Origin of the sequence: Lysobacter panacisoli (genome assembly GCF_009765165.1) — a bacterium.
Lineage (GTDB): Bacteria > Pseudomonadota > Gammaproteobacteria > Xanthomonadales > Xanthomonadaceae > Lysobacter_J > Lysobacter_J panacisoli.
The window spans coordinates 1,762,076-1,782,967 of the sequence record NZ_VLNU01000001.1; the positions used below are offsets into that span (position 1 = coordinate 1,762,076).

Consider the following 20,892-nt stretch of genomic DNA (forward strand, 5'->3'; position numbering starts at 1 on the left):
GTCACCGCCCGTCGGTCCGTTGCGTCTGCAACTGTTCCGACGCGGAATGTTGCAGTGCGGTAGGCTCGGCGGATGACCCAGCCCACGCCTGCCGCTCCGTCCGCCGCCGCCGCCGAGGAACCCCTGCGCGTCGTCGATTTCGCGCCGCACGATGCGCTGTTGCGCGAGGACGTGAAAACCGTGGGCGCACTGGTGGGCGACATCCTCGCCGAGCAGCGCGGGCCCGAGTTCCTCGCCGAAGTCGAACGCCTGCGCCGCGCCGCGATCCGTCGTCGCGAATCCAACGCGCCCGTGGCCGAACTCGCGCAGGCGCTGGCCGGTACCGAGCTGGAACACGCAGGCGATCTGGTGCGTGCGTTCGCGACCTATTTCCAGGCGGTCAACGTCGCCGAGCGCGTGCATCGCATCCGCCGCCGCCGCGACTACGAACGCCAGGGTGCGGACCTGCAACCCGGCGGATTGCGCGAAGTGCTCAGCACGCTGGCTGCGCAGGGCGTGAGCCTGGACGATGTGGTCGCGCTGCTGCCGCGGTTGCGCATCGAGCCGGTGTTCACCGCGCATCCGACCGAAGCGGTGCGGCGCGCGCTGCTGGAAAAAGAACGGCAGATCGTCACGTGCCTGATCGACGACATCGATCGCAGCCGCACGCCGTACGAACACCGTGCCGACCTGGAACGCATGCGCCTGGCGCTCACTGCCAGTTGGCAAACCGCTGAGGCACCGCCGGCGAAACCGAGCGTCGCGGACGAGTTCGAGCACGTCGGCTTCTACCTGTCCGACGTGCTGTACCGCGTGCTGCCGGTGTTCTACGAGATCTTCGAGGATGCGCTGCGGGGCGCCTACGGCGAGGGGGTGCGTGCACCGACGGTGCTCGGCTTCGGCACCTGGGTCGGTGGCGACATGGACGGCAACCCGAATGTCGGCGCCGACACCATCGCCGCGACGCTCGCGGGCCAGCGCTCGCTGGTGCTCGGTGCATACCGGCAGGAAGTCGCCACGCTGGGCGAACTGCTCAGCCAGTCGTTGAGCCGCGTCGGCGTCGCCGACGAGGTACTCGCGCGCATCGAGGAATATCGCTACCTGCTGCCCAAGGCCGCCGCCGCGCTCAAGCCGCGCCACGCCGACATGCCGTATCGCAACCTGCTCAGCCTGATGGGTGCGCGCCTGCGCGCGACTGCGGACGACCACGTGCACGGCTATCCCGATGCCACCGCCTTCCTCGCCGACGTGGCGATGATCGAGGACAGCTTGCGCGCGCACCACGGCGAGCATGCGGGCGGTTTCGCGGTGCGTCGCCTGCGTCGCCGCGTCGAGTGCTTCGGATTCCATCTCGCAAGCCTGGACCTGCGCCAGGACTCGTCCACGCACGATGCCGCGCTCGCGGAAGTGCTGGGCGACGCGCAGTGGGAGTCGCACACGCGCGAGGAACGGGCGCATCGCCTGCATGCGCTGCTCGACGGCAGCGTGCCCGCGCCGGGCATCGGCAATGGCACTGCGCGGCCGACGCTGGACGTGTTCCGTGCAGTCGCGCGCCTGCGTCCGCGCTACGGCACGCGTGCGTTCGGTCCGTACATCGTCAGCATGAGTCGCAGCGCTGCAGACGCCCTCGCGGTGCTCGCGCTGGCGCGCGTGGCCGGCTGTGTCGATGGCGACGGCCGCGTGCCGCTGGACGTGGCGCCGCTGTTCGAAACGGTGGACGACCTCGACGCTGCCGCCGACACGCTGCGCGCGCTGTTCGCCGATCCGGTCTATCGCGAACACCTCGCCGCGCGCGGCAACCGCCAGGTGGTGATGCTCGGCTATTCCGACAGCGCGAAGGACGGCGGCATGCTGGCCTCGCGCTGGGCGCTGCAACGTACGCAGATCGCACTGACCGCGCTGGCGCAGGAAAGCGGCGTGCGCATCGCGTTCTTCCACGGACGCGGTGGCTCGATCAGCCGCGGCGGCGGAAAGACCGAGCGTGCCGTGATCGCCGCGCCGCGCGGTTCGGTCGACGGTTACCTGCGCCTGACCGAGCAGGGCGAGGTGATCCACCGCAAGTACGGTATCCGCGCCATCGCACTGCGCAACCTCGAACAGGCCGCCGGCGCTGTGCTGCGCGCGACCCTGCGTCCGCGTCCGCCCGAACCGCGCGAGGAGCGCTGGCGTTCGATCGCCGGCGAGCTGGCGCGCGACGCGCGCCGGCATTACCGCGCGCTGGTGCACGAGAATCCCGACTTTCCCGCGTACTTCCGCGCGGCGACGCCGATCGACGTGATCGAACGCCTGCGCATCGGTTCGCGTCCGAGCAAGCGCGCCGGCACCGGCGACGTCGGTTCGCTGCGCGCGATCCCGTGGGTGTTCGCGTGGTCGCAGAACCGCGCCGGGCTCACCGCGTGGTACGGCGTCGGCAGCGCGCTTGAGCAGGCACTGCGCACGCACGGCCGCGACACGCTGGCCGAGATGGCGCGCGACTGGCCATTCTTCGGCACGCTCATCGACGATCTGGAGATGATGCTCGCCAAGTCCGATCCGGACATCTTCGAGCGCTACTCGCAACTCGCCGGCGAGCTGCACGATCGTTTCCATCCCGGCATCGCCGCGGAGTTCGAACGCACGCGCGCAGCGGTGCTGGCGATCAAGGGCAGCGACGAACTGCTGGCGGGCGATTACCGCCTGCGCCAGTCGATCCGCCTGCGCAATCCGTACGTCGATCCGATCAGCGTGTTGCAGGTCGACCTGCTGCGTCGCTGGCGCGAGGCGGGTAGCCCCGACGATGCGCTGTACCAGGCGCTGGTGGCGACGGTGAACGGGATTTCGGCAGGCATCCAGAACACCGGCTGACGTTCCGTCCGGGTTGGCTGAACGGTGACGGCAGACGTCCGGAATTCACATCCGGCTCGGAATCGCCGGCGTATGCTCATCCTGCCGCCACTGCGGGAGCCGGCCATGAAGCGCGTGTTCTCGATCCTCTGTGCAGCCTTGCTGCTGGCCGGCTGCGCAACTACCCCGGCCGTGTTCACCGACTTCGACCCGGGCGTCAACTTCGGCGAGTACCGGACCTACCGCTGGGCGGAGAAGCCGGAAGGATTCTCGCCGCTGCAGCAGCAACGGATGATCGCCGCCGTGGACGCCAAGCTGCGCGAACGCGGCTGGACGCAGTCCACCACGCCGCAGGTCGATCTGGTCGGTCGCATCGTGACCGAAACCCGCTATCGCATGGACAGCTACAACTACGGCCCGATGTGGGGCGGTTGGGGTTGGGGCGGCTGCTGCTGGGGTTCGGGATGGGGTGCGTGGGGCGGCTACAACAGCACGACCATGCGCAGTTACACCTACGGCACCTTCGTGATCGACATGTTCGATGCGCAGACGCGTCGTCCGCTCTGGCGCGGTATCGCAATGGGCACCGTTCCGGATTCGCCCATCGATCAAACCACCGCGATGCAGGCCGGCATCGATCGGATGTTCGCGCAGTTCCCGCCGGTCGCGATCGCGCAGGCGCCTTGATGACCTGCGCCACGTCCTCGTAGATCGAGCGCGCCGTATCCAGCAAACTCCACGTCGTTGCCCTCGCGGGCCATCGATGGGCTTCGCTACGGCGGACGCTACGTCGAAGGATGACCACCTGTCATGGCGCCGCATTCCCGCCCGGCGATGAAACACGCCCTGCACGCAAGACGCCTAGAATCGTCGTCCTCACGCCGTTCGCAGGAGTCGCCCCCCATGAAGTCCCGTGCCGCCGTCGCTTTCGCCGCTGGCCAGCCCTTGCAGATCGTCGAGATCGACGTCGCGCCGCCGAAGGCGGGCGAGGTGCTGGTGAAGATCACCCACACCGGCGTGTGCCACACCGATGCGTTCACGCTCAGCGGCGACGATCCGGAAGGGCTGTTCCCGTGCGTGCTCGGCCATGAGGGCGCAGGCGTGGTGGTCGAAGTCGGCGAGGGCGTCACCAGCGTGAAGCCGGGCGACCACGTGATTCCGCTCTACACCGCCGAGTGCGGCCAGTGCCTGTTCTGCAAGTCGGGCAAGACCAATCTGTGCGTCGCGGTGCGCGCCACCCAGGGCAAGGGCGTGATGCCCGACGGCACCACGCGCTTCTCGTACAACGGCGAGCCCGTGTACCACTACATGGGCTGCTCGACCTTCAGCGAGTACACCGTCGTCGCCGAAGTCTCGCTGGCGAAGATCAATCCGGAAGCCAACCACGAACAGGTGTGCCTGCTCGGTTGCGGTGTCACCACCGGCATCGGCGCGGTGCACAACACAGCAAAGGTGCAGGCGGGCGATTCGGTCGCAGTGTTCGGCCTCGGCGGCATCGGCCTGGCGGTGATCCAGGGCGCGCGCCAGGCGAAGGCCGGACGCATCATCGCGGTGGACACCAATCCGGCGAAGTTCGAACTCGCGCAGCAGATGGGCGCGACCGACTGCCTCAATCCGAAGGACCACGACAAGCCCGTGCAGCAGGTGATCGTCGAGATGACCGGTTGGGGCGTCGATCACTCGTTCGAGTGCATCGGCAACGTCAACGTGATGCGCGCGGCACTGGAATGCGCGCACCGTGGCTGGGGCCAGTCGGTGATCATCGGCGTGGCCGGCGCGGGGCAGGAGATCTCCACCCGTCCGTTCCAGCTCGTCACCGGGCGCAAGTGGATGGGTACCGCGTTCGGCGGCGTGAAGGGCCGCACGCAGCTGCCCGGCATGGTCGAGGACGCGATGAAGGGCGAGATCGAACTGGCGCCGTTCGTGACCCACACGCGCACGCTGGACGCGATCAACGAAGCCTTCGACCTGATGCACGAAGGCAAGTCCATCCGCACCGTGATCCATTACTGAGCGCCGCCATGCAACGCATCGAACATCGCGCCTGCTTCGGTGGCTGGCAGCACGTCTATCGCCACACCTCGGCTACGCTCGACGGCGAGGCGACGTTCGCCGTATACCTGCCGCCGCAGGCCGAACAGCGCGCGTGCCCGGTGCTGTACTGGCTCTCGGGCCTCACCTGCACCGAGCAGAACTTCATCACCAAGGCCGGCGCGCAGCGTTACGCCGCCGAGCACGGCGTCATCCTCGTCGCACCGGACACCAGCCCGCGCGGGCCCGGCGTCGCCGATGCGGACGCGTACGACCTCGGCCAGGGCGCGGGCTTCTACGTCGATGCCACGCAGGCGCCGTGGGCGTCGCACTACCGCATGTTCGATTACGTGTCGAACGAACTCCCGGCGCTGATCGAGGCGCAGTTCCCGGCGACGCGGGCGCGTGCGATCAGCGGGCATTCGATGGGCGGCCACGGCGCGCTCGTCGTCGCGTTGAAGAATCCCGGTCGCTACCGCAGCGTGTCGGCGTTCTCGCCGATCGTCGCGCCGTCGGAAGTGCCGTGGGGACAGAAGGCGTTCGCCGCGTACCTTGGCGAGGATCGCGAGGCCTGGAAGGCGTGGGACGCGAGCGCACTGGTCGCGAACGCGACGGAACGCTTGCCGCTGCTGGTCGATCAGGGCGAGGCGGACGAATTCCTGTCCACGCAGCTGCGTCCCGATCGCCTGCGCGAAGCCTGCGAGGCCGCCGGTCATCCGCTCGACCTGCGCCTGCGTCCCGGTTACGACCACAGCTACTACTTCATCGCCAGTTTCATCGGTGAGCACATCGCCCACCACGCGGCGGCGTTGAAGGGCTGAGCGAACCTACGCCTTCGTCACGTCGCGCAGTTCCCACGCGCTGCCGGCGAGCCAGCGCAGGCGCTGGCGAAGCAGCTCGCCGGACAGGGATGTCGTCGCGACCAGGTCGATGTGCAGATCGGCCTGTTCGCCGTGCACGGCGGCGCCGGGATCCGTTGCGCCGAGTGCGGGGTCGATCGCGTCGGGATCGTCCTGCTTCGCCTTCCAGCGTTCGAACAGCGCCGGCGTGCGCAGTGCCGCCTCCAGCTGTTCGGCGAAGCCTTCCGCGCTAACCGCGGTGAACGACAGCGAGGCGTCGCTGCCGCGCGCGCGTTGGGCGTCGGGAAGGCGGATGTAGTAACGGGCGGCGGGCATGGTGTGTCTCCGGGCGAGTCGACACGAGTCTAGTGATGGCGTGTTGTCGCCACCGTGAACACCGCCTGCGGAGGACGACGCGGCATGCAGGGTCTGCATGCCGCGTGCACGATCAACCGGTGAACTTCTGCCCTTCGGCCGCGAAGCCGATCACCACCGCGCCCTTGCCGACATTGACCATGCCGGTGAGGCTCATCACGCTCTCGAACATCTCGACGTTGTTGGCGGCGCACGCATCGCGCAGGCGTTCATAGCCGGGCAGGGCGCGCAGGTGTTCCAGCTCGCCGCCGTAGCTCAGGCACATCGTCGGGGTGAGCAGTTCGTTGCGCTCGACGCGATGGGCGACGTGCTCGAACAGCTTGGCCACCGCCGGCTCGAAACCCTTGATCTTCGCCACCGGGCCGGTTTCGCCGCGATTGGCGTGCAGTATCGGCTTGATGTCGAGCGCGCTGCCAAGCGCAGCGCTGAGCAGGCCGACACTGCGGTCGCCCTTGGCGCGTGCACGGTTGCGCAGGTAGTAGAGATCCGGCGGCACCATGTAGCCCTGCGTGTGCAGCGCCAGGTGTTCCAGGCGCGCGCGGATCTTCGGCGCGCCCTCACCGGCCGCGCGCAGGCGCACCGCTTCCACCGCGCTGACGCCCTGTGCGGCGAACAGGTTCTGCGTGTCGATCACGCGCAGCGCGAACGGTGTCGCGTTGCCCGCGCCGGCGCGCACGGTCTTGTAGTCGTTGAGGATCGCGAAGCTCGCCTGCTGCGCGTTGTCGAAGATCGGACTGCGCGTCTTCGTGATCGTCATGCAGAAGACGTAGTCGTAGTCGATCACCAGCCGGTTGAGGAACAGATCGTGGATCTGTTGCACCGAGTACGGCATGGTCTCGGCCTCGTGGCCGCGTTCGGCCACGTGGGCGTGCAGGAACTCGAGCGTGGCTTGCTCGTCCCGGTGGTCCGCCAGCACGGCTTCGCCGATGCGGACGGTGATCGGCAACACGGTGACCTCGTGTTGCTGCAGGTAATGCAAAGGCAGGTCGCAGGCGGAATCGACAACGAGTCCGATGCGCATGGTTCCCCTCCCGGAATGAGCGCTGGCTTTCGAAGTGTGACGGCCAGCATACCCGTTTCGCGTCCGAGGTCGCGTATTGCTTTCGTCAGGGGTCAGCGCCGGCGCTGCAGTCCGACCGGCAGCGCGCCGAGCCGCTGCATTTCCGGATCGTCCAGGACGGCCGGGTCGCGTAGCGCGGCCAGGGCGAAGCCGAGGGCATCGTTGCCCCAGAACAGGTCCGACCCGATCGCCAGCGTGGGCACGCCGTAGACGCCCGCGGCGATGGCCTGGTCGGTGTTCGTGCGCAGCGCGGCCTTGGTTTCCGGGGCGTCCAGCGCCTCTGCGGGGACATCGAGTGCGGCCATCAGCGGCACCAGCGCTTCGACGCTGTCGCCTGCACGGCCCTGCACCCACAGCCAGTCGAACACCGAATCCACCGCTTCGCGCGTGTCGCCGGCGGCGATGCTCAGGCGCAGCGCCGGCAGCGGATTGAACGGATGCGCCGGCGGGAAGCGCAGCGGCACGCCGACCTCGCGCGCCAGGTACAGGACGTGCCGGTAGGTGAATTCGCGCTTGCCGGGGATCTCGGCCGGGCCCTTCTGGCCGCAGGCATCGAGCACCGCGGCGAACACGATCGGCACCAGCCGCACCGGCGCGCCGGCGATCTCGCGATCGCGCAGCAGCGGCTTCATCCGCTGCCACTGCAGATACGAGAACGGCGAGATGAAGTCGAAATACCAGGTCAGCGGGACGCGATCCATGCGCGATCTCCTCAGTGCCAGGCGCCCAGGATCAGGCCGTACAGGCTGAACTGCACGATGTGGTAGCCGGCGTCGATCATCCACAGCTTCAGGCTGCGCTGGGCGAAGGCGTAGTTGATGCCGAAGCTCATCGCCACGAAGAACAGGCCGACCACGAATCCGGCGCCGAAGCCGTTGGCGGCGCTGGCGTCATGGCCGAGGAACACCGCGAAGATCAACGCGGACAACAGGCTGCAGACGAAGGCGGTGGCGAAGATGCGCGCCGGATGCGAGGGGGCGCTGTCCGGGTCGATCCCGGCTTCGCGGCACCACGCACGCTTGAACAGCGGCCCGTACCACAGGCCGCCAAGGACGAAAGCCGATGCGGCGGCGGCGATCACCGCGAGCCAGTTGAGATCGATCTGCGGCATGTTCATTGGAGGCCCCCCGAGCCGAAGGGCGCAGCAAGCGCGCCCGATGCCGGCAGGATACGCCGCGGCGGGGAGAAGCGCGGCGCGATCCGATACGTCCCTCTCCCTTGCGGGAGAGGGACAGGCCGCGCAGCGGCCAGGGAGAGGGGCGATCAGCGCGCCGCGGGCTGCGGATACGCGCGCGGCAGGCCACCCTGTTCGGCCGGCGTGGCGGTGCGCAGGTAGCGGTCGCGCAGTTCGGTCTGGCGGCTGCGCATCTCGATCGCGCGTCCGTCCATCCACACCTGCAGCGCAACGGCGTTGACCTCGAGCGGATCGCCGCTCCACAGCACCAGGTCGGCGCGCTTGCCCGGCGCGATGGTGCCGAGGCGGTCGGCGACGCCGAAGGTATCCGCCGGCACCCGGGTCAGGCCGGCGAGGCCGTCTTCCCACGGCAGACCGTTGGCGACGGCGTTGCCCGCGAGCTGGCGGATCTTGCGCGCGTTGTGCGAGGCGTCGCCGGCCTGCGAGAAGCCGACCTGCACGCCTGCCGCGCGCAGTCGCGCGGCGTTCTCCATCGTCGCGCCGATCTGGTCGAAGTCCGACGGCAGGTTGCCGAGTGGATTGACGAACACCGGCACTTTCGCCGAAGCCAGCGACGGCGCCACGCGCCACGCTTCGGCGCCGCCGGCGATGGCGATGCGCACGTTGTGGCGCGCGGACCAGCGCAGCAACTGGCGGATGTCGGCGGCACGATCGACCGCGACGACCACGCGGCCGCCCCCGTTCAGGTATTTCGCCAGTGCGGTGCGTCCGGCCGGCGTGAGCAGCGCGGCGTTCGCGTCCGGCGGAATGCGCCCGCGGACTTCGTCGATGAGCTGGTCGAGGATCATCCACTGCGCCGCACGCGAGTTGCCCGACAGCCCGGCCGCGTCGCCGCCGATGCGCAGGAACAGTTCGCGCGGACCGATCGGATCGGCACTGCCGTCCAGGCGGACCACGCCGCCCTGTCCGGCGACGATCGAACCGCCACTCGCGGTACCCGCACCGAGCAGCGTCCAGCCGATGCCTTCGATGCGCGTCACCGGGATCAGGATCGAGTCCGGGTTGAACGCCAGCGTGACGTCGAACTCCGGCCGCACCGTCATCTGCTTGGTGTCGGCGCCCAGCGCGAGCGTGTCGTCGACGGTCGCCTTCTCGCCGGAAACTTCCTCCAGCCCAATCTCGGTGATGCCGCCGAACAGCGTCGGCGTGAGCGGACGTCCCTGCGCGTCGATCACCTGCGCGCCGGCCGGCGGCGCGAGGCCGGTGCCGATCGCGCGGATGGTGCCGCCGCTGACCAGCACGTCGGCGCCCTTGAGCGTGCCCTGCGCGGTGGCGGTGTGCACGGTCGCGTTGCGGATCAGCAGTTCCTGCGCGCCGGCGGTCATCGACGCCAGCAGCAGGCCGAGCAGCAGGAAGCTGCGACCGGTGCCGCGCACGTAGGACCAGCGCATGTCGCGTTCGCAGCAGGCCAGTTCGAAGGTATCGGTCGGCCGGTTGTGCCGCGAGCGACGGAATTCGATGAAGCGCCTCACAGTCCACCTCCCTGCGCCGCGGCGCCCTGGCCGAGCATGAAATCCGAGACCGGCTGGCGGCTGCGGTCGTTGCGATCGAACACGCGCGCGCCGTCGATGTAGACCTGCTCGGCGTGTGCGTAGACGCTGAAGGGATTGCCGTTCCAGACCACCACGTCGGCCATCTTGCCGGCCTCCAGCGTGCCGGTGCGATCGAGGATGCCCAGCGCCTTCGCAGGGTTCTCGGTCAGCCAGCGGATCGCGCGCTCCGGCGCGATGTCCATGCCGGCCAGGCGCGCGTGCGCCATCACCTTGGCCGCCTCCTGGTTGAGGCGCTGGATGCCTTCCTCCGAATCCGAATGCACGATCGCGCAGCTGTTGGCGGGACGATCGACCAGCGCGAGGTTCTCCTGGATGCCGTCGAAGGCCTCCATCTTGAAGCCCCACCAGTCGGCCCACAGCGCGCCGCACACGCCCTCGTTGGCGAGGCGGTCGGCGAGCTTGTACGCCTCCACGCCGTGGTGGAACGCGGCGACCTTGAAGCCGAATTCCTTGGCCAGGTCGAGCATCACCGCCATTTCGTCGGCGCGGTAGCAGTGGATGTGCACGCGGATGTCGCCGTTGATCGCACCGGCGAGCGTGTCGAGCTTGAGGTCGCGCTTGCCGCCGGTGTCCTTCTCGCTGTCGGCGCCGTTGCCGTTGCTCGACTGCCACCAGCGCTTCTTCTGCGCTTCCTGCTGCTGCTTCTTGCCGCCGTTCTTGCGCAGGTATTCGCTGGCGTCGATGAACGCCGCGCGGTAGCCGGCGACGTTGCCCATGCGCGTGGCCGGACCGCTCTTCTGGCCGTAGACGCGCTTGGGATTCTCGCCGCAGGCCATCTTCACGCCCCACGGCGCGCCGGGGAACTTCATCGCCTGGTAGCTCGTCGCCGCCACGTTCTTGAGCGTGACGCCACGCCCGCCGACGAGGTTCGCCGAGCCCGGCAGCACCTGCAGCGAGGTGATGCCGCCGGCCAGCGCGGCCGCGAAGCCCGGGTCTTGCGGCCAGATCGAATGCTCGGCCCAGACGTTGGACGTGACGGCGCCGGTCATTTCGTTACCGTCGCTGTGCGCGCTCACGCCGGGGCTGGGATACACGCCCAGGTGCGAGTGCACGTCGATGATGCCCGGCGTCACCCACTTGCCCGTCGCGTCCACGCGGGTCGCGCCGGCGGGTGCTTGCAGGCCGCTGCCGACCGCGACGACCTGGCCGTCCTGCAGCAGCACCGAGGCATCGTCCAGGCGCTGGCCGGTACCGGTCAGCACGGTGGCGTGTTCGATCAGCACGGGCGTCGCGGCGATGCGCTGGTACGTGCTGGGATACGGGTCCTCGACGAAGCGGGACTTGGCGGACGTCGTCGCGGGCGGGGCCGCGTGCGCGGCGCCGACGGACAGTACCGCGACGAGCGCGGCGGTCAGAGGTCGAAGCATGGTTTTCCCCGGGGATGTGCGGCACACAACCCCCGCACCGTAGCGGCTGCGGCCGCGCGCTGCCAACCCTGACGATGGTCATAAGGGCGTGACAGAATGCCCGGTTAGACGGCCCGGAGAGGCCGTCGCACTACAACTACAAGAGGAGACACTCCCGATGAAAGACAAGGAACAGATCGTCGACAACTGGCTGCCACGCTACACCGGCGTGCCGCTGGACGCTTTCGGCGAACACATCCTGCTGACCAACTTCGGCGGCTACCTGCACACCTTCGCACGGCTCACCGGCGCGGAAGTGGTCGGCATGGACCGGCCGATGCCCAGCGCCACCGCCGACGGCATCACCATGATCAACTTCGGCATGGGCAGCCCGAACGCGGCGACGATGATGGACCTGCTCAGCGCGACCATGCCCAAGGCGGTGCTCTTCCTGGGCAAGTGCGGCGGGCTGAAGAAGAAGAACCAGCTGGGCGACCTGGTCCTGCCGATCGCGGCGATCCGCGGCGAAGGCACCAGCGACGACTACCTGCCGCCGCAGGTGCCGGCGCTCCCGGCGTTCGCGCTGCAGCGCGCGGTGTCGACGATGATCCGCGACCTCGGCCACGACTACTGGACCGGCACGGTCTACACGACCAATCGCCGTGTCTGGGAACACGACGAGGGGTTCAAGGAGCGCCTGCGTGCGATGCGCTGCATGGCCATCGACATGGAAACCGCGACGATCTTCGCCGCCGGCTTCGCCAACCGCATTCCGTGCGGCGCGCTGTTGCTGGTGTCGGACCAGCCGATGATTCCCGAAGGCGTGAAGACCGAAGCGTCCGACGCGCGCGTCAGCGCCGACTACGTGGACAACCACATCAACGTCGGCATCGAAGCGCTCAAGCTGATCCGCCGCAACGGCAAGTCGGTGCGGCACCTGCGCTTCGACGAGTGAGCGCAGCGCTGGCAGCGTGATGAAAACAACAGGGCCGGCGAAAGCCGGCGCCAAGTGAGATGGAGAAACAACAGGGCCGGCGAAAGCCGGCGCCAAGTGAGATGGAGAAACAACAGGGCCGGCGAAAGCCGGCCCTGTGCGTTACTGCCCGATGTCGCGACTTCAGTCGCAGACCATCTGCCACTCGTAGGACTGGGTGTCCTCGTTGAAGGTCGACTGCGCCTGGCAGGCCGACTGCGGCGTGGTGGCCGCTGCCTGCGACGGCGCCGTCAGCGCGGAGGTCTCCGTGGCCGCGCCCATCTGGTACGGCTTGCAGATGTTGACGATCGGCGGCAACGGCGAGCCGGCGGGCACGCAATACACACGCGGCGGATTGCAGACCAGCACGCACTGGTACTGCTGCGCCATGCCTGCCCCGGAGCCAAGCAGGCCCGCGAGCAACAGGACCGCGACGACGAACTGCTTCATGGTGTATCCCTCAGAAGTGATGCAGGAAGACGGTCCGGGACACGGGCCCGGAAATCGAGGTTAGCGAAGGGCCCTGCGACCTTCCATGCCCTCGCCGGTTCAGTGTTGTGCACGTCGCGTCAAGACTGCGTCTACGCGTCCCGGGAGGCGTGATTCACGGGGCCGCGAACCCGATCGGGAGTTCGAGGTCGCAGCGTCTGCGACCTCGTGCAGGCACACTGTGCGCCAGATCGGGGAGCCAATAGGGGAAGGAGGAATACGGCATGGAGAAGTTCATCTACCTGTTCATCGGCGCCGCGCTGACCTGGATGTTCTATTTCGTCCAGCGTCGCGTCGAACGCCGCAGTGCGGTCGAGACGATCGAGCGCAACCAGAAACTGCTGGACCTCAAGCAGGGACTGGACCACGCCAACACCAACCTCGACGACCTGCGCCGCTTCGAGCAGCGTCTGATCGGCAAGGCCGAATCGGCCGCGCGCATCGCCGACAACTACTTCACCAAGGCCGAGGAAGTCGCGCGGCAGAGCGACGATGCCGCGGTCACGCAGGGCGACATGAACGATCAGGCACTCGCGCAGTTCCAGCGCGCCGACGCCCGCCTGGGCACGGTGGTGGCGCACCTGCGCCGCCAGCTCGATGACGAAACGCTGGCGGTGTTCGACGATGCGCATCGCAGCTGGCTGCAGTTCCGCGATCGCTACGCGCGCTTCGTCTCGCAGTCGTATTCCGGCGGCTCGATTCGCCCGCTGATCCACGCGGTCACGCTGGAAAGCATCACCGAGCTGTGGACCAACGAGCTGGAAACGCAGCTCGGCGACGAGTCGGTGTGATGCGCAAGCCCCACCACGACAAGAAGAAACGATGAACGACATAACTCCCGGCAGCGTCCTCGCCTTCTGGCGCGAGGCAGGCTACGAACGCTGGTTCGCGCGCGACGAGGCCTTCGACGAGCGCTGTCGCATCGATCTGCTGCACGCGCACCACGCCGCCGCGCAACGCGAGCTCGAACACTGGATGGATACGCCCGAGGGCGCGCTTGCGCTGGTGATCCTGCTCGACCAGATCCCGCGCAACGTGTTCCGCGACAGTGGCCACGCCTTCGCCACAGATCCGCTGGCGCGACACTACGCCGCGCGCGCGATCGAACGCGGCGACGACCGCGCAGTCGATCCCTTGCTGCGTGCGTTCTTCTGCATGCCCTTCGAACACTCCGAATCGATGGCCGACCAGGATCGCTCGGTGCAACTGGCTGCGGCGCTGGACGGCGATTACCTCGAGTACGCACGCAAGCATCGCGACGTGATCGAACGGTTCGGTCGCTTCCCGCATCGCAATCGCGCGCTGGGACGCGACAACACCGCCGAGGAACAGGCCTGGCTCGACGCCGGCGGCGGATTCTGAAAAAAGCGCTGTAGCCTGGATCGCACCGCGGACCGGACGTGCCGGAACCGGCCGTGGGGCGACCCGGGCTACAGACTTGGGGGAACCGGAAATCCGCGCACTGGCGAGTAATCGGTGGGCACGAGCGTGCGATCCTCGATTTCGCCGACCATCGGCCCCTGCGCGCGCGTCTCGCGCTTGATGCGGGCCCATTCCTCGTCGGCCATGAAACCGGCCCAGCGCTCGCGCAGCGTGGCCTCATCGGGCCATTGCAGCAGGTAGACGAACTCGATCCGGCCGTCGTGGCGGCTTTCCCACGTCGCGACGATGTCGAAGCCGTGGCGGCGCATGATCCGCATCGCGTGGTCGCGGAAGCGCGCATGGAATGCGCCGCGCGTGTCGTCGAATATCTCGTAGATGCGCAGCTGCTGGATCGGTGCGCCTGCTGCGGGCGCGGACTGCGTCGCCTGCGCGGCGCCCGGCATCCACGCGCACGCGAACAGCGATGCGGATGCAAGCAGGCACAGCAGCGGAGACGTGCGCGACATGGCCGATCCCGTCGGCCTGATGGCCGGTCGGATTGAGGCTATTCGCGCGAACGGCGGATTCGGCGTTAGACGCGCCGAAGCGTGGCGGGACTGCGACGAAGCGATGGCTCCGTCGCAGCCGCCCGCAGGATCAGTACTTCGGGATGCCCGCGTCGAAGTCGGCCCACGCGTCGATCCCGCCGATCACGTTGTAGACCTCGCGGAAACCGAGGTTGCGGAAATGCTCCGCGGCCTGCTGGCTGCGTCCGCCGTGGTGGCACAGGAACGCCAGTGCGGTGTCCTTCGGCAGCGCTTCCAGCGCGTCCGTGCCGTGATCGAACGAATCGAACGCGACCGGCGCGGCAGCGAGCGCGCGCTCGTCGGTGGGGCGCACGTCGACCAGGCGCAGTGCACCGGCGCGCACGCGCGCGTCGGTCTCGGCCGGGGTGATCGTCTTCACGGCCGGCGGCGCGTGCGGGTTGTGCACGACCAGGCCGCGACCGCGTTCGTCGTCGACCCAGTCGATGGTGATGCCGTCGGCGCGACGCGCCTGCAGCCAGTCGGTCTGCACGCGCACGCCGTCCACTTCGACTGCGACTGCATTGGCGTCGGTCGGCGCCAGCTGCAGGCGCGCGTTGTGGCGCCCGTCGATGTCGAGCTGCACGGCGTAGCCGCCGCCGGCGTTGGCGATCGCGCCGCGCAGCATTTCCACCGCGGCCGGAGTGATGGTTAGCTGCGGCGGGCTGCGGTCCGGCGCCGGCAGGCCGAGCACGCCGTGCAGTTCGCCACTGCCGGCCAGCTGCTCGACGATGTCGCTGCCGCCGACCAGCTCGCCGTCGATGTACAGCTGCGGGATCGTCGGCCAGTTGCCGTACTGCTTGATGCCTTCGCGGATTTCCGCGTCGGCGAGCACGTTCACGTGGGCGTAGCCCTGCGGCAGCAGTGCGTTCAGCACGCCGACGGCCTTGGCCGAGAAGCCGCACTGCGGTGCGTCGGGCGCGCCCTTCATGAACAGGACGACGCGGTTGGACTGCAGCAGGGTTTCGATGCGCGAACGCAGCGCGGGGTCGAGGGACATGGCGTGCTACCGGGTGGGAATGCGCTGCACATGGGGGCGGGAAGTGGAATCCGCAAGGTGCTGGCGGCCGGAGCCGGGCATTCCCGTACCATCGCTGCGATGCCGACCCTTCCGCTCCACCGTCCGCCGCGCCGACCCCACGCCTGGGCCTGGGGGTTCGCGGCTTCGCAGCTGGCGGTAATCGCGATCTGGTGGCAATGGGGCTGGAAGCCCGGCCTGGTCGCCCTCGCCGCCACCCACCTCGCGATGGTCTGGGCGACCCTGCGGCCGCGCTCCGCGGTGTTCAGCCCGGTGCTGAGCCGCCTGCCCACCGGCGAGCGCGTGGCGTGGCTGACCATCGACGACGGCCCGTCCGAAGACACGGCCGCGATGCTCGACCTGCTCGATGCCCACCGCGCGCGGGCGACGTTCTTCCTGGTGGGCGAGCGCGCGCAGGCGCGGCCGGCGCTGGTCGCGGAGATCGTGCGACGCGGCCACGGCATCGGACAGCACAGCCATACTCATCCGCAGGCCTGGTTCTGGGCGCTGCCGCCGCGCGCGATGCAGGCGCAGATCGATGCCGCGCAGGCGACGCTGGCCGGACTCGCGGGCGCGCCGCCGCGCTGGTTCCGCGCGGTGGTCGGCATGGCCAATCCCTTCGTCGCCGCCGCGCTCAAGCGGCACGGACTGGCGCGCGTGGCGTGGTCGGCGCGCGCCTACGACGCGGTGTTGGCCGATCCGCAACGTGCGGCCGCGCGGATCGAACGCGATCTCGCCCCCGGCGCGATCGTGCTGCTTCACGAAGGCGCAGCGCATGGACGCAACGTCGAGACGCTGGCCGCGGTGCTGTCGATGCTGGATGCGCGCGGTTATCGAACGGTGTTGCCGGAAGAACTGGAAGGCGTGGTCGAAGCGGTGCCCGTGGCGCAGCCGTCGCGCTAGCCATTGTCGTCATGACAGCCATGTAGCCCGGGTAAGCGCAGCGCACCCGGGAAGCCGACGTGAAAACCCGGGTGCGGCCTTCGGCCTTACCCGGGCTACGGAGAAAGCCAATGACGGGCGAGCGGGGCTATGGATTCCGCTACGTCTTCGTCGCGACGATCCGCCAGTTGTTGAACGGCGTGTGGCCGTGCAGCGGCACGAACTCGCCCTGCAGTCCGGCCGCTGCAAAGCGCGCGCGCAGCATGTCGAGCTCGGGGTAGTGCACCGGCAGCGCGTTCATCCAGCCCACGGCGCGTGCGAACACATCCACCATCCGCGTCACCTGCGCGCGCGAACTGCCGTCGGCCACGCCGGTGCGGATCACCAGTTTCGCGCCGGGCGTGAGCATGCCGATCAGCGCGTCGATGGCGCGTACCTGCGCGTCGGCGGGGATGAACTGCATCACGTCGAGCAGCGCGACGCTGCCTTCGTGCGTGGGCAACTGCGCGCCGAGATCCGCATGGCCGAACTCGACGTCGTCGAGCCGGCAGCGCTGCGCGGCAGCGATGGCGCGACGGATCTTGCCGGCGTCGTTGTCGTAGCCGCGATACGGCATCGACTGGCCATCGCCGCGCAGCGCATGCGCGAGCAGGCCGAGTCCGCAGCCCAGGTCGAGCAGCGGCGCGCGCGTGTCGCGCAGCACGTCGCACACCGCCGGATACAGCGGGTCGGTGCTGAGCTTGGCGCACGCGTAGTAGTAGTCGTTGCGCACGTACCAGCGACCCGGCGCGAGGAACGCGCGGGCGATGCCGGTCGCACGATCCAGCCGGTAGGGCGCGGTGGCGAGCGGTGCGGGCGTGCTCATGGCGCCAGCAGTCCGCGCGCGACGGGCAGGGCCAGCGCGGTCCACTGCGTGTACATCGAGGCCGACGGATGCAGACCGTCGTCGGCGAGCATCTCCACTTCGCCGCCGCGTTCGCGAGAGACCGGCGTGATGTCGACGAAGGCCACGCCGCGCGCCTCGCACACGACCTGCGCAGCGGCGTTGTACGCGTCCAGCTCGACCGCGATCTGCTCCGGCTGCTGCGTCGTGGTCTTCACGAACGGGGTCACGCCCCAGTCGGGAATCGACAGCACCAGCACGCGATCCGCACGGCCGCGCGCGAAACCGATCGCGCGCTGCAGCAGCGTGTCGAACTCGCCGCGGTAATCGACCGCGCTGCGGGCGCGGTACTGGTTGTTCACGCCGATCAGCAGCGTGACGAAATCCCATTCGCCCAGCGGTTCCGCGCCGTCGATGCCCCAGGCGAGCTCGTCGGTGGTCCAGCCGGTGGTGGCGATGATGCGCGGGTCGGCGAGCGGAATCCCCTCCGCGCGCAACGCGGCAGCGAGCTGCACCGGCCAGCGTCCGCTTTCCGCGACGCCTTCGCCGATGGTGTAGCTGTCGCCCAGGGCGAGGTACGACAGCGCGGGAGCCGGCGCGGCCGTCACGGGTCAGGCCACGGCGGCCTGCGCGCCGCTTTCGCTCTGCGCGTAGCGGTCGAGCAGGCGTTCGATGCGGCGGAACACCTCGCGCAGGTCGTCCGGCTGCGGCAGCAGGGTGACGCGGAAGTGGTTGCGGTAGGGCACGTTGAAGCTCGAACCCGGCACCACCAGCACGTCTTCGGTTTCCAGCAGCTCCAGCGCGAAGCGGTGGTCGTCGAAACCGTTCGCCGCCGCACCCGTCACCGCCGGGAACGCATACAGCGCGCCAGCCGGCGCGACCAGCTGCAGGTGGCTGCTCTGCGCGACCGATTCGATCACCGCGCGGCGTGCCTCGAACAAGCGGCCGCCCGGCGCGCACAGCGGTGCGATGGTGTCCTCGCCGTGCAGCGCCGCTTCGATCGCGAACTGACCCGGCACGTTGGCGCACAGGCGCAGCGCGCCGAGCAGGTCCATCGCGTGATGCAGGTTGCCGCTGGCGACGGGGTCGCCCGACAGCACCGCCCAGCCCACGCGCCAGCCGCAGGCGCGATGCACCTTGCTCAGGCCACCGAACGACAGGCACGGCAGGTCGCCGGCGATCGGTGCGATCGGCGTGAACTGCGCGTCGCCGTACAGGATGGAGTCGTAGATCTCGTCGCACATCAGCAGCAGCTTGTGGCGCTGGGCGATGGCGACGATCTTCTCCAACAGCTCGCGCGGATACGCGGCGCCGGTCGGATTGTTCGGGTTGATCAGGACGATCGCGCGAGTGCGGCTGGAGATCAGCGAAGCGATCTCGTCCGGATCCGGCAGGAAGCCGTTCTCCGGCAGGCAGCGGTAATAGACCGGGCGACCGTCGTTGAGGATGGTCGCCGCCGACCACAGCGGGTAGTCGGGCGAGGGCAGCAGCACTTCGTCGCCCGGATTCAGCAACGCGCGCAGCGACAGGTCGATGAGCTCGCTCACGCCGTTGCCGACGAACACGCGTTCCGGACTCGCGTTCGGAGTGCCGCGCTGCTTGTGGAACGCAGCAATGGCCTCGCGCGCCGCCGGCAGGCCCTGCTGGTGGGTGTACGGATCGGTGTCGGAGATGCGGTCGGCGATCGCGCGCTGCAGGTGCTCCGGCGCGCGGAAACCGAATGCGCCCGGATTGCCGATGTTGAGCTTGATCAGCCTGCGCCCCTGGGCCTCCAGCTCGCGAGCTCGCCGGGCCAGTTCTCCGCGGATTTCGTAACGGACTTCGGAGAGGCGTTCGCGGGTCTTCACGGGAGGCAGGGACATCGCAGCAGGACAGGTAGGGGATGGAACCCCAGACTAGCCGAAACTTTGGCCGTTAACAGCGAAAATGGCCGCACTGGCGTGCATCTTCTTCGAAACATCGCGACCGGTTCCGATATCGGGAGCGGACGCGAACCGCCCCATGTGCGGCGGCCCGCACTAGAATCCGGGCATGACCTCGACCGCCCTCCGCCCTTGATCTCCGCGTTCGACGCGCTCCGCGCGATCGGCTGGCCGCTGGGCGCGGACGAGCCGGCGCCTTCCGGCGCGCACCCCGAAGACGCGATCTGGCGCGAGCTGATGGCCGCACATCCGCAGGCCCGTCCGGCGCGGGTGGTCGAACAGCACCGCAGCGGCTACGTCGTCGCCGACGGTCCGGAGCATTCCTACCGGGTCGAATCGCTGCCCGAATGGCAGCGCCCGCCGGGTTTCCGCAAGGGCACTGTGGGCATCGACCAGCGCCCCGGCGTGGGCGATTGGCTGCTGGTCGAAGGTCGCAAGGCCGTGGCGCTCCTGCCGCGTCGCACTACGATCAAGCGCGGCGCGGCCGGCGAGCACTACCAGCAGCAGCTGATCGCAGCCAACGTCGACACCGTGTTCGTGGTGTGCGGGCTGGACGCCGACTTCAACCCGCGCCGGATCGAGCGCTACCTGCTGCTGGTCCGCGGCGGCGGCGTGGAGCCGGTGATCGTGCTGACCAAGGCCGACCAGACCGCCGCGATCGACGCCGATGGCGCGATGGCCGCGCTGGTCGAGCTGGCCGCGCAGGGCGTGGCCGTGCGCGCGGTCAACGCCAAGGATCCGGACAGCGTGGCCACGCTGGACGAATGGCTCGGCCCGGGCCGCACCGCGGTGCTGATCGGCAGCTCCGGCGCCGGCAAGTCCACGCTGACCAACACCCTGCTCGGCATCGAGAGGATGAAGACCGGCGAGGTGCGCGAGCACGACTCGCGTGGTCGCCATACCACCACCCACCGCGCGCTGATCCCGCTGCCGACCGGCGCCTGCCTGATCGACACGCCCGGCATGCGCGAGCTCAAGCCGACCGGCGAGGAAGACGTCGCCGAGAACTTCAGCGACATCGAGGTCCTGGCCGAGCAGTGCCGCTTCCGCGACTGCAAGCACGCCAAGGAGCCCGGCTGCGCCGTGCGCGCGGCGATCGAAGGCGGAAAGCTCGATCCGCAGCGCTTCGCCAACTACCTGAAGTTGAGCGACGAAGTGGCCGGCGCGGCGAACCGCCTCGCCCACCGCCGCGCGCAGAAGGCGGAAGAGAAGGTGCTCGGCAAGGCGCTCAACAAGCGCCTGGACGAGAAGTATGGAAAGCATTGACGCCAAAGTGCCGCGCGTTTTTCCCTCCCCCCTCGTGGGGGAGGACAGATCGCCGGAGGCGGTCGGGCACGTCGCCCCCTCTTCCGGCGCTTCGCGCCACCTTCTCCCGCGAGGGGAGAAGGGAATCGCAACAGCAACAGCTGCAGCAATGGCAACGACGACCAGCGTCAATGCGCTTCCCCTCTCCCCTTGCGGGAGAGGGACAGGCCGCCGCAGGCGGCCAGGGAGAGGGGTGGGGCGCAGCAACGGTACGTCGCTGCGGATCGCCCCCTCATCCGGCGCTTCGCGCCACCTTCTCCCGCGAGGGGAGAA

Annotated in this window: 21 protein-coding genes; 9 read left to right on the forward strand and 12 right to left on the reverse strand. The window is 69.0% G+C overall.

Annotated elements, in window-relative coordinates; all coding sequences use genetic code 11:
* The first annotated feature begins 72 nt into the window (after positions 1 to 72).
* The 4 genes from ppc (at position 73) to fghA (ending at position 5,654) form a co-directional block, all read left to right on the forward strand.
* On the forward strand, positions 73 to 2,823 hold the full coding sequence (gene ppc, locus FOF45_RS08255) for a phosphoenolpyruvate carboxylase (RefSeq protein ID WP_158983823.1): 2,751 nt from the start codon (positions 73 to 75) through the stop codon (positions 2,821 to 2,823).
* A gap of 105 nt (positions 2,824 to 2,928) precedes the next feature.
* Positions 2,929 to 3,489, forward strand: coding sequence for a DUF4136 domain-containing protein (locus FOF45_RS08260; protein ID WP_158983825.1), 561 nt, complete (start codon positions 2,929 to 2,931; stop codon positions 3,487 to 3,489).
* Positions 3,490 to 3,705: 216 nt separating this feature from the next.
* Positions 3,706 to 4,815 carry an S-(hydroxymethyl)glutathione dehydrogenase/class III alcohol dehydrogenase gene (locus FOF45_RS08265; RefSeq protein ID WP_158983827.1) on the forward strand — a complete coding sequence of 370 codons (1,110 nt, stop codon included), beginning with the start codon at positions 3,706 to 3,708 and terminating at the stop codon, positions 4,813 to 4,815.
* 8 nt (positions 4,816 to 4,823) lie between these two features.
* On the forward strand, positions 4,824 to 5,654 hold the full coding sequence (fghA, locus tag FOF45_RS08270) for an S-formylglutathione hydrolase (RefSeq protein ID WP_158983829.1): 831 nt from the start codon (positions 4,824 to 4,826) through the stop codon (positions 5,652 to 5,654).
* Positions 5,655 to 5,660: 6 nt separating this feature from the next.
* On the opposite strand, the gene FOF45_RS08275 is transcribed toward fghA, so the two are convergent.
* From FOF45_RS08275 to FOF45_RS08300, 6 genes are all read right to left on the reverse strand, one after another.
* Positions 5,661 to 6,008, reverse strand: coding sequence for a hypothetical protein (locus FOF45_RS08275; RefSeq protein WP_158983831.1), 348 nt, complete (start codon positions 6,006 to 6,008; stop codon positions 5,661 to 5,663).
* Positions 6,009 to 6,120: 112 nt separating this feature from the next.
* The gene (locus FOF45_RS08280) at positions 6,121 to 7,068 is read right to left on the reverse strand and encodes a DegV family protein (RefSeq protein ID WP_158983833.1); all 948 of its coding nucleotides are present in this window, start codon (positions 7,066 to 7,068) and stop codon (positions 6,121 to 6,123) included.
* A 92-nt stretch (positions 7,069 to 7,160) separates the two neighbouring features.
* Entirely contained in the window at positions 7,161 to 7,808 is a 648-nt protein-coding gene (locus tag FOF45_RS08285; protein ID WP_158983835.1) for a 2-hydroxychromene-2-carboxylate isomerase, read from the reverse strand.
* Between the two features lie 11 nt (positions 7,809 to 7,819).
* Entirely contained in the window at positions 7,820 to 8,218 is a 399-nt protein-coding gene (locus FOF45_RS08290; RefSeq protein ID WP_158983837.1) for a DUF1761 domain-containing protein, read from the reverse strand.
* Positions 8,219 to 8,370: 152 nt separating this feature from the next.
* Positions 8,371 to 9,627 (reverse strand): amidohydrolase family protein, encoded by a 1,257-nt coding sequence (locus tag FOF45_RS08295; protein ID WP_233264211.1) that lies wholly within the window; start codon positions 9,625 to 9,627, stop codon positions 8,371 to 8,373.
* 143 nt (positions 9,628 to 9,770) lie between these two features.
* Positions 9,771 to 11,222 carry an amidohydrolase gene (locus FOF45_RS08300; RefSeq protein WP_158983839.1) on the reverse strand — a complete coding sequence of 484 codons (1,452 nt, stop codon included), beginning with the start codon at positions 11,220 to 11,222 and terminating at the stop codon, positions 9,771 to 9,773.
* A gap of 157 nt (positions 11,223 to 11,379) precedes the next feature.
* On the opposite strand from FOF45_RS08300, the gene FOF45_RS08305 reads away from it, so the two are divergent.
* Positions 11,380 to 12,156, forward strand: coding sequence for an AMP nucleosidase (locus FOF45_RS08305; RefSeq protein WP_158983841.1), 777 nt, complete (start codon positions 11,380 to 11,382; stop codon positions 12,154 to 12,156).
* A gap of 162 nt (positions 12,157 to 12,318) precedes the next feature.
* On the opposite strand, the gene FOF45_RS08310 is transcribed toward FOF45_RS08305, so the two are convergent.
* Positions 12,319 to 12,624, reverse strand: a complete 306-nt coding sequence (locus FOF45_RS08310) for a hypothetical protein (protein WP_158983843.1) — start codon at positions 12,622 to 12,624, stop codon at positions 12,319 to 12,321.
* A 263-nt stretch (positions 12,625 to 12,887) separates the two neighbouring features.
* On the opposite strand from FOF45_RS08310, the gene FOF45_RS08315 reads away from it, so the two are divergent.
* Positions 12,888 to 13,454, forward strand: coding sequence for a lysozyme inhibitor LprI family protein (locus FOF45_RS08315; protein WP_158983845.1), 567 nt, complete (start codon positions 12,888 to 12,890; stop codon positions 13,452 to 13,454).
* 31 nt (positions 13,455 to 13,485) lie between these two features.
* On the forward strand, positions 13,486 to 14,025 hold the full coding sequence (locus tag FOF45_RS08320; protein WP_158983847.1) for a DUF924 family protein: 540 nt from the start codon (positions 13,486 to 13,488) through the stop codon (positions 14,023 to 14,025).
* A gap of 68 nt (positions 14,026 to 14,093) precedes the next feature.
* On the opposite strand, the gene FOF45_RS08325 is transcribed toward FOF45_RS08320, so the two are convergent.
* Both FOF45_RS08325 and grxD read right to left on the reverse strand, forming a co-directional pair.
* Complete coding sequence (locus tag FOF45_RS08325) at positions 14,094 to 14,552, reverse strand: NIPSNAP family protein (protein ID WP_158983849.1); 459 nt, start codon at positions 14,550 to 14,552, stop codon at positions 14,094 to 14,096.
* Between the two features lie 130 nt (positions 14,553 to 14,682).
* Entirely contained in the window at positions 14,683 to 15,609 is a 927-nt protein-coding gene (gene grxD / locus FOF45_RS08330) for a Grx4 family monothiol glutaredoxin (RefSeq protein ID WP_158983851.1), read from the reverse strand.
* Between the two features lie 99 nt (positions 15,610 to 15,708).
* On the opposite strand from grxD, the gene FOF45_RS08335 reads away from it, so the two are divergent.
* Complete coding sequence (locus FOF45_RS08335; protein ID WP_158983853.1) at positions 15,709 to 16,530, forward strand: polysaccharide deacetylase family protein; 822 nt, start codon at positions 15,709 to 15,711, stop codon at positions 16,528 to 16,530.
* A gap of 139 nt (positions 16,531 to 16,669) precedes the next feature.
* Here the strand turns inward: FOF45_RS08335 and FOF45_RS08340 are convergent, their stop codons facing one another.
* The 3 genes from FOF45_RS08340 to FOF45_RS08350 are packed head-to-tail and all read right to left on the reverse strand — an operon-like array spanning position 16,670 to position 19,254.
* The gene (locus tag FOF45_RS08340) at positions 16,670 to 17,374 is read right to left on the reverse strand and encodes a methyltransferase domain-containing protein (RefSeq protein ID WP_158983855.1); all 705 of its coding nucleotides are present in this window, start codon (positions 17,372 to 17,374) and stop codon (positions 16,670 to 16,672) included.
* Positions 17,371 to 18,000, reverse strand: coding sequence for an SGNH/GDSL hydrolase family protein (locus FOF45_RS08345; protein WP_233264098.1), 630 nt, complete (start codon positions 17,998 to 18,000; stop codon positions 17,371 to 17,373). The genes FOF45_RS08340 and FOF45_RS08345 overlap by 4 nt, the downstream gene beginning before the upstream one ends.
* 3 nt (positions 18,001 to 18,003) lie before the next feature.
* Positions 18,004 to 19,254, reverse strand: coding sequence for a pyridoxal phosphate-dependent aminotransferase (locus FOF45_RS08350; protein WP_158983857.1), 1,251 nt, complete (start codon positions 19,252 to 19,254; stop codon positions 18,004 to 18,006).
* A gap of 192 nt (positions 19,255 to 19,446) precedes the next feature.
* Between FOF45_RS08350 and rsgA the strand changes: the two genes are divergently transcribed.
* Entirely contained in the window at positions 19,447 to 20,580 is a 1,134-nt protein-coding gene (gene rsgA, locus FOF45_RS08355; protein WP_425481906.1) for a ribosome small subunit-dependent GTPase A, read from the forward strand.
* Positions 20,581 to 20,892 lie beyond the last annotated feature (312 nt).